Genomic DNA, 7860 nt, shown 5'->3' on the forward strand with positions numbered 1-7860 from the left:
CATTCGGTTTGCACGATAATTCAGCCCGTCTTCCCTAAATCAGAAACTCCAATAAGGAATAGTCTTCCTTGAGGTTTCATAAAATAAAATATCGGTCAAGCAAAGGCAAACCAATGAATGATTGCTCCTTGCTTGACCGATATTTGTATATTCTATATATATTATATTTTGTTATCCTGATATTTGGAACATTTGGTATAACGAATTTGGAACATTTGGTATAACGAATTTGGGACATTTGGTATAATAATACTTTTAAACCATTCATTTTCAATGGATTTTTAGTAACTTTGCTTCGGTAATCATAATAGACAAAGTAAATGAAACAATATAGACCTCGTATTGCCGATAAAATGTTAAGTCGCAGGCTTATGGGAGTTGGCGCAGTTCTGATACAAGGGCCAAAATGGTGTGGCAAAACCACAACAGCCGAACAACAGGCTAAAAGTGTCGTATATATGGATGACCCTGAATATATGGATCAAAACATAGAATTGGCAAGTCTGTCTCCTAAGAAACTGCTTGTTGGTGCGACGCCACGCTTGATTGACGAATGGCAACTGGCTCCACAATTGTGGGATGCAGCACGTTTTGAAGTTGATCACAGAGATGAAGAAGGTCAGTTTATATTTACTGGCTCTGCCGTTCCTGCCGATACGGACAAAATACACCATTCTGGCACAGGTAGGTTTGCATGGCTGACAATGAGAACAATGAGTCTTTATGAATCTGGGGAATCTACTGGCGAAGTCAGCTTGAATGATTTGTTCATTAAGCCCGATGTTGATATTTTCGGAACTAACAATCTTAATATAGACTCTATAGCATGGCTGATTTGTCGTGGAGGTTGGCCTAGAGCTACTACAATAAATAAAGATGTGGCATTGGACATGGCGTACAGGTATTATGAGGCTGTTGTCAACAATGACGTATCCCGTGTTGACAATGTTCGTCGCGACGCAGAGCGAACAAAAAGAATTCTTCGCTCTATAGCAAGAAATCAATGTGCACAGATATCTGTCAATACTATTTGTGCTGATATTGAGAGCAATGACACTGTTTCTGCAAACCGTCTTACTATAGCTTCATATTTGGACGCATTGAAAAAGATATTTGTATTAGAAGATTCTCTTGCTTGGAATCCAAACTTGCGAAGCAAAACAGCAATAAGAAGTTCAGAAACTCGTTATTTCTCTGATCCTTCTATCGGAGTTGCTGCATTGGGTATCGGCCCCAATGACCTTATAAACGACCTCAGTACAATGGGATTGTTCTTTGAGTCGATGTGCGTCAGAGATTTGAGGGTATATGCAGATGCTTTGGAAGGCACGATTTATCATTATCGTGACAGTAAAGGACTGGAGTGTGACGCTGTCTTGCATTTGAGAAATGGAAGTTATGGACTGATAGAGATAAAATTAGGCGGGGAGAAAAATATAGAAGAAGGGGCGAAGAATCTGAAACTCCTTGCTTCTAAAATAGACACCACAAAAATGAAAGCGCCATCCTTTCTGATGATTCTTACTGGTACAACAAAGTATGCTATACGACGTGAGGATGGGGTGTATGTAATTCCTATAGGATGTTTAAAAGACTGATTATCTTATTATTAGTGTCACATGCGTGAGGTATCCACTTCATTCACTGTTCTCTCCTTGTAGCCACCAAACTTATAGACAACTGCATAGGTGACATATCAATCCTACATGCAAACGATTGTTTTTTCTATCACCTTTATGCCCTATTCCTTATATTATTTGTACCTTTGCACCCAATTAGCATGAACCTACTGCCAAAGGGCAGCGCAAAAGAGATTGCTTACAGGACAACAAAACCAACAACGACATTATGGTCAGACAATGTTTCATCCTCTTCGGATGCATGGCGCTGGGTGAGTTGGTGACCAAACTCACAGGCGTAAAACTACCTTCGAGCATCATCGGTATGCTGTTGCTTACCCTGCTGTTGAAACTCAAGGTCATCAAACTGGAATGGGTAAGGGGCCTTACCGATTTTCTGATAGCCAACCTCGGTTTCTTCTTTGTGCCGCCTGGCGTAGCGCTGATGCTCCATTTCAACCTCATCAAGGCGGAGCTGGTGCCCATCGTTGGTGCCACCGTGGTAAGCACAGCCCTGGTGTTGCTCGTCACTGGACAGACCCATCAGGTGGTGGCCAAGGGCGAGAAGAAGATAACCCATAAGATTAAGGACAAGATAGCCGACAAACACAACCATCATGATTAAGGGCATTCTGACCAACCAATACTTTCTGCTTGCGCTTACCTTCGGCATTTACCAAGGGTGCAAGATGCTGCAACGCAAGACGGGATCGATCCTTCTGAACCCCATATTGTTCGCCATCGGACTCATCATCTTGTTTCTCACGGCGTGCCACATTCCCTACGACACCTATCACGAGAGCGCCAAGCTCATCGATTTCTGGTTGAAACCCGCCGTGGTGGCCTTGGGTGTGCCGCTTTATTTGCAGTTGTCGCAGATCAAGAAAGAAATCGTTCCGATCCTGGCCTCGCAGATGATGGGCTGCATGGTGGGCATCGTGAGTGTGGTGGTCACGGCCCGCCTGCTGGGCGCTTCCGACGCCGTCGTGGCGTCGCTGGCCAGCAAGTCGGTCACCACGCCGATCGCCATGGAGGTGTCGCAGGCACTGGGCGGCATACCGTCGCTCACGGCAGCCATCGTGGTGATCACCGGACTGATCGGTGGTGTGGCCGGATTCAAGATCATGTCGGTGGGCCACATCCACAATCCTGCCGCCAAGGGCCTGTCGATCGGTGCCGCCTCGCATGCCGTGGGCACCTCGGTGGCCATGGAGCGCGACGAGTTTGTGGGCGCCTACGCCAGTTTGGGCCTCACCCTCAACGGCATTTTCACCGCCCTGCTCACGCCCACCGTGGTGGCGTGGTTGTAACGATCAGCACACGTCGCCTACCTGTTTCGCCATTCGCCTCATGTCTTCGATGATGGAGTGAATGGCGTTTTTCATTTCCTCATCTGCCAATTCGTTGATATGTTCGGGCGACAACGCCTGCAACTGCGGCACACACTGGGCGCCAATCAGCGTCAACACAGGCAACGCCTTGTGACCCACGTGGGCGGCTTGCTTGCGGTTGAGCGTGGCCAGGGCCTCCTCCAGGATGCCGAGATAGGCATCCAACTCGTGCTTAAAGCTTCCCAATATCTCGCGCTCGGCTTCCTCGTCGCCCGAGGCGAAGGCCGTGAGGGGCGAGAGGTCGTAGGACGGGGATGACGGCTTAGCGGCCTGCGGTAGGTCGGTGGGAACAGGAACATTCAGTTCCTTGGCCAACTGCTCCATCCTGATGGGCTTGAACAGGCAAGCGTCGAACCCTGCCTCCTTAAGTCGGGGCATGATGCTGGCGTCGTGGGCGGTCATGGCAATGAGGCGCATGCCGGGCTTCCGGCCAATGAGACGCGCCACCTGCATGCCGTTCATCTCGGGCATCTCGATGTCGATGAGACACACGGCGGGTGGCGCCTGCCGTATCTGCTGAATGGCCTCAGCCACATAGCGATAAGCGGTGACGCGCCAACCGGTGGGCGACAAGCGGCCCACCATTTCGGCCACCAACTGCCGTTGCAGCTTGTCGTCGTCGAGGATGAGAAGGTGTGAAGGAACGGCGGGCGTGTCCTTGGCATGGCTGTCGGGCAACGACGAACCGGCCGACGGCACACTGGGGGACACGGAAGGCGCATCGCCATGGGCCACAGGCTCTATGGGGAGCGTCAGTCGGAAGGTGGTGCCCTTGCCCTTTTGCGATGTCACCTGAATGTCGCCATGGAGCAAGGAGGTCAGTTCCTTCACGATGGAGAGGCCCAGTCCCACACCCTCAATGCCCTGCGCCTCGGTGAGCCGGGCGAAGGCGTTAAACACCCGGCGCGTCTCCTCCTCGGTCATGCCCAACCCCGTGTCGGTCACCGAGATGGTGAGGCGATCGCTGCTTGTGGCCGCCTTGATGGTGATGCTGCCCTCGGCGGTGTACTTAAAGGCGTTGCTCACCAGATTGTCAACGATCTGCTTGATGCGGAAGGCGTCGCCACGCAACCACTCCTGGGTGCATCCCTCCACGTGGCACACCACCCGCAGGCCCTTGGCCTCGGCTTGCGGGCGTATGCTGTCGGCACATTCGCTCACAAGGCGGGCTGCGCTAAAGGTCACGGGATGCGTCTCCACGTTGCCGCTCTCCAGCCGATGGTAATCGAGCAGGGCGGTGACGAGGTGGAGCAGATGGGTGGCCGACTGACCGATGTTTTGCACATAGGAGGCCGACTTGGCATCGCCACGCATGCGCTCGTCAAGCAGTTGGATGAATCCTGAGATCGAGGCGGCGGGCGCCTTGATGTCGTGGGTGATGGTGAGCATCAGTCGTTCGCGCTGCGCCATGAGCCGTTCGGTTTCGTCCTTGGCCGCCTTGAGCCTTTGGCGGTCGCGCTGCTCGCGTTTCACATCGCGCCAAACGAAGTAGACCAGCACCAAGGCCGATAGGAGCGACACCAACGCCAGCAGCACAACCTTGGCCATGACGGCGTGTCGCGCCTCTATGTCGTGCTCAAACGCTGCCTCCTTGGCGTTGTGCTCATCGCTACGAATGTCGCGCAGCAATTGTTCGGTTTGGTCGGCTATCTGTATGCTCACAAGCTGCTGTTGGCGTTCGCGTGCCGCCAGTCTCTGGCGGCGCTGCCGCTTCTGCAGGTCGTCTTTCTGGGCTATGTCAGAAAGCACATTGGCCACATCGTGCGCTATATCGATGCTTTGTTTGGTAGTGTCGTTCTCCTGGGTGTGGTTGTGCTTCACGCTCACCGTGTCGGCATGTTGTCGCTTGAAGGCGTCGGCCAGTCGGGCGAAGAATCCCTTTCGGCTCTTCACCACCTCGTAAACCGTCACCTTGTTGTCTTTCACCTTTGCCGCCTTGGGATGGATCATCACCGAGTCGGCGCCCTTGTGCAAACTGTTCACCTTTTCGGCCAGGAAGCGGTTGCCCTCGTTTTGGGCCATGAGTTGCATGATGAGAAGCGTGTTCTCGCGTTTCATGCGCAGCAGGAGTTGTAGCGAATCGATCTTCTGGTCTTGCGTAGAGTCGGCAAGCACCTCTTGCAATCGCTCGGAAAGGGCTATGGTGCGGTGAAGCGAGCGGTCGAAATCGTCCCACTGGTCGGTGTCGCCCAAACTGATGGCGCGCTCCTTGTTGTTCATCTGCATGAAACTATACACCAAACTGTCGATGACGTCGCGCCGTTGCATAAACGCCCGTTCGGTTTGGTTAATGCGCATGAAGGTTCGCGTATTGGCATAGACCATCCATGCGGCCATGGTGAAGATGGCGATGATAATGGCATAGCCTATGGCCACCTTGATGGGAACACTCGTTTTCATGATGCTATGATTGTTTCTGCAAAATTACGCCAATTCATTCGTTTGGGCAAACATTGAAATGAAAAAACCCCGCTACGAACCATCGCAGACGGGGCCTCTGAAACCTGAATCAACTTTTTAACTTACTTAACTATCACCTATTTTAATCCAAATCTGTCGTTAGATTTCAATTCTTGTTAGTGTTTGTTTCGAGCAGGTTGCTACATGAGCGTTGAAGGCATAGCGGGCTATGGCGAAACGCGAATGGAAGCAAGATGCCGAAAGAAACGCTGACAAGGGTTGAAAAGAAACCAAACATCACTGTCTTCTCAGATTTTTCGGTCTAATGACGATTTGGACTGAGTCTACGTAGGGACTTAATCATGCTTTCTCAAATCTTCATTGTGTGTATTAGGCCACGTTGGTCGAGTCGGCTACCGGCTTGGCGGTGCTGTCGGCAGGGGCAGCCGGTGTAGCGGGGGTGGCGGGCTCCTCAGGAGTGGCGGGCGTTACCACCGTGTCGGCGGGGACCGTGGGGGCTACGGCCATGCTGGCCTCGGGTGTGGCAGGACCTACGGGCTGGGCCGCGCTGTCGGAAGGAGCAGCGGTGCTATCGGCGGGAATAGCGGGGGCTACAACGGTGGTGTCGACCGTGTCGTTCACCTGAGCCATGCCGGCGTTGTCCATCTGGGCGCTACCGTTAGCGAAAACGTTGCTCACTGAAACCATCACAAATGCAGCTGCTACTGCGAAAAACATCTTTTTCATAATCGTTATTTTTTAATTGTTTTATTATTGTTGACTGTTGTTTGGTGAACTGTGTCACCGTTTGTGAACTGTGTTCGCTTAACATAATGCAAGCTGCGTGCCAAACTCGGAAGAAATATTTCAAAATACTGGTTATCAACGGGTTGCATATTTTGGCACGCATATCAAGCGTTGGGGAAAGTGTGGAACGAGTGTGGAAAAATTCCCCAAAAAGGTGGGGAATGTCCATTTCCCCAATTCCCCACTGGCATGGGATGACTACATAATAAGGCGTGGCGCTGACCGGAGGCACACTCCTTCTTGTCTGTCCATGAGAGGTCAAGAATACATAGAGAAGGTGGAGAGGGTGCGTAGCGAGCGTGCGAGGGTGCGACAAGAGGGAAAAGAAATCCTAAGTGAAGCCGAACGAAAAACCGTACCTTAAAACACATTATTTATGTTGGTTCGTAAATAAAATACGTCTGTTAATTGTGAAACGAAAGCAAAAACCGCATTTTGATACAAAAAAACAACTTAAAAGTTTTCGATATTCATTCAAATGTATTACTTTTGCGTGCATATTAAACGCAATTACAAGATTTCAAGAAAGATTTCTTCGGAGATCATTATCGAGAGTTTCGTTTTTCAGGATACACATACGAGACACCCTCGGAGCTATCAGGGCGCTCTCATAGTAAAGGTTATGGGGGCACCGGTGAGGGTGCCCCATCCTACGCAAGCCAGTATTCACTAACAAAAATCATACGTTAATATCAAAATTACAGCATCATTTATGAGAATCAGAATCCTGCAAGTACTGCTCGGATTGATGATGATGGCGCCGATGGTTGCACGTGCAGCCGACGGCGACAAAGTCATTGACGTGCTTGTACTGAAGATGGCTGATGAAACCACCGAACTCTTTGTGCTCGACGACCATCCCACCTTACGTTGGCCGACGGCAAGTTTACGGTAACCTCAGCCAGTGTCAACACCGACTACAACCTGTCGGACGTGACCGAGTATCATTTTGAGAAGGTCGACACCGTGACCTTGGGCGTTGAGAAACTGGAGAAGGCCAACTTCACGCTGACCTACACCGACAACACCCACGTGCGTGTGACGGGCACCAAGGCCCGCGTGGCCCAGCTCTACAGCCTCGACGGTCAGCTCCTCACCACGCGCCCCACCGCCAACGGTGCCGTTACGGTGAGCCTCGCCAAGTGTAAGCCGGGTGTCTACGTGCTCCGCCTGGAGAACGACCGCTCCTTTAAAGTTATTAGAAAGTAAGACGTTACGCCAAGCGTAGCCTTCCACAAAACCATTTATTTATGAAGAAATCTCTACTCATCATTACGCTTCTCGTGGCTGTGGCCTGCTTGCCCGCCACCGCACAGCAGCTCGTCAAGAAACGCACCTCCCTGTCGCTCGTCAAGAAGCGCGCCTTCGGCCTGCCCCTGAAGGCTGTAGACACCACCCCGCAAACACTCAGCAATGTGGTGCTCGGCGCCTATTATCCCGCCTCGGCATCAGGTGTCGACGGCAAGGAGAACTATTACCTCGTGCTGGCCAACAAGGCCGATGTGACTAATAGCATCACCGAGGGAACCATCACCGCCACCGATGCACACGTGGCCCTGCTCGACCTCTATGCACCCGAGGGCAACGGCCTACCCTTTATACACATCTTTGACAATTCTCAACATCTCACATTTGCAGAAGAA

The 7860-nt window shown here is 51.5% G+C and carries 7 protein-coding genes and 1 pseudogene; 6 read left to right on the top strand and 2 right to left on the bottom strand.

The genetic code is table 11. The features are described from left to right. The first annotated feature begins 320 nt into the window (after positions 1-320). From KM934_RS11880 to KM934_RS11890, 3 genes are all read left to right on the top strand, one after another. On the top strand, positions 321-1598 hold the full coding sequence (locus tag KM934_RS11880; protein ID WP_215760817.1) for an ATP-binding protein: 1278 nt from the start codon (positions 321-323) through the stop codon (positions 1596-1598). Between the two features lie 250 nt (positions 1599-1848). Next, a complete protein-coding gene (locus KM934_RS11885; RefSeq protein WP_215760818.1) occupies positions 1849-2244 on the top strand; it encodes a CidA/LrgA family protein in 396 nt (131 codons plus the stop codon). Next, positions 2237-2929: an LrgB family protein gene (locus KM934_RS11890; protein WP_215760819.1), complete on the top strand. Its 693-nt coding sequence runs from the start codon at positions 2237-2239 to the stop codon at positions 2927-2929. The genes KM934_RS11885 and KM934_RS11890 overlap by 8 nt, the downstream gene beginning before the upstream one ends. A gap of 3 nt (positions 2930-2932) precedes the next feature. Here the strand turns inward: KM934_RS11890 and KM934_RS11895 are convergent, their stop codons facing one another. Together KM934_RS11895 and KM934_RS11900 are read right to left on the bottom strand one after the other, a co-directional pair. Next, on the bottom strand, positions 2933-5410 hold the full coding sequence (locus tag KM934_RS11895) for a hybrid sensor histidine kinase/response regulator (protein WP_215760820.1): 2478 nt from the start codon (positions 5408-5410) through the stop codon (positions 2933-2935). Positions 5411-5800: 390 nt separating this feature from the next. Continuing rightward, positions 5801-6157, bottom strand: coding sequence for a hypothetical protein (locus KM934_RS11900; RefSeq protein WP_215760821.1), 357 nt, complete (start codon positions 6155-6157; stop codon positions 5801-5803). Positions 6158-6929: 772 nt separating this feature from the next. On the opposite strand from KM934_RS11900, the gene KM934_RS11905 reads away from it, so the two are divergent. The 3 genes and pseudogenes from KM934_RS11905 to KM934_RS11915 form a co-directional block, all read left to right on the top strand. Beyond that, positions 6930-7112: a hypothetical protein gene (locus KM934_RS11905; protein ID WP_215760822.1), complete on the top strand. Its 183-nt coding sequence runs from the start codon at positions 6930-6932 to the stop codon at positions 7110-7112. Then, positions 7088-7426, top strand: coding sequence for a T9SS type A sorting domain-containing protein (locus KM934_RS11910; protein WP_215760823.1), 339 nt, complete (start codon positions 7088-7090; stop codon positions 7424-7426). The genes KM934_RS11905 and KM934_RS11910 overlap by 25 nt, the downstream gene beginning before the upstream one ends. A 41-nt stretch (positions 7427-7467) precedes the next feature. Further along, positions 7468-7860: pseudogene (locus tag KM934_RS11915) on the top strand (hypothetical protein); the annotation flags it as partial.

Origin of the sequence: Hallella faecis (assembly GCF_018789675.1) — a bacterium.
In the GTDB taxonomy this organism is placed as follows: Bacteria; Bacteroidota; Bacteroidia; order Bacteroidales; family Bacteroidaceae; genus Prevotella; species Prevotella faecis.

Bases quoted from the DNA above. Each gene is read 5' to 3' on its own strand.
- KM934_RS11880 (WP_215760817.1), top strand. From the start codon at position 321: ATGAAACAATATAGACCTCGTATTGCCGATAAAATGTTAAGTCGCAGG.
- KM934_RS11885 (WP_215760818.1), top strand. From the start codon at position 1,849: ATGGTCAGACAATGTTTCATCCTCTTCGGATGCATGGCGCTGGGTGAG.
- KM934_RS11890 (WP_215760819.1), top strand. From the start codon at position 2,237: ATGATTAAGGGCATTCTGACCAACCAATACTTTCTGCTTGCGCTTACC.
- KM934_RS11895 (WP_215760820.1), bottom strand. From the start codon at position 5,410: ATGAAAACGAGTGTTCCCATCAAGGTGGCCATAGGCTATGCCATTATC.
- KM934_RS11900 (WP_215760821.1), bottom strand. From the start codon at position 6,157: ATGAAAAAGATGTTTTTCGCAGTAGCAGCTGCATTTGTGATGGTTTCA.
- KM934_RS11905 (WP_215760822.1), top strand. From the start codon at position 6,930: ATGAGAATCAGAATCCTGCAAGTACTGCTCGGATTGATGATGATGGCG.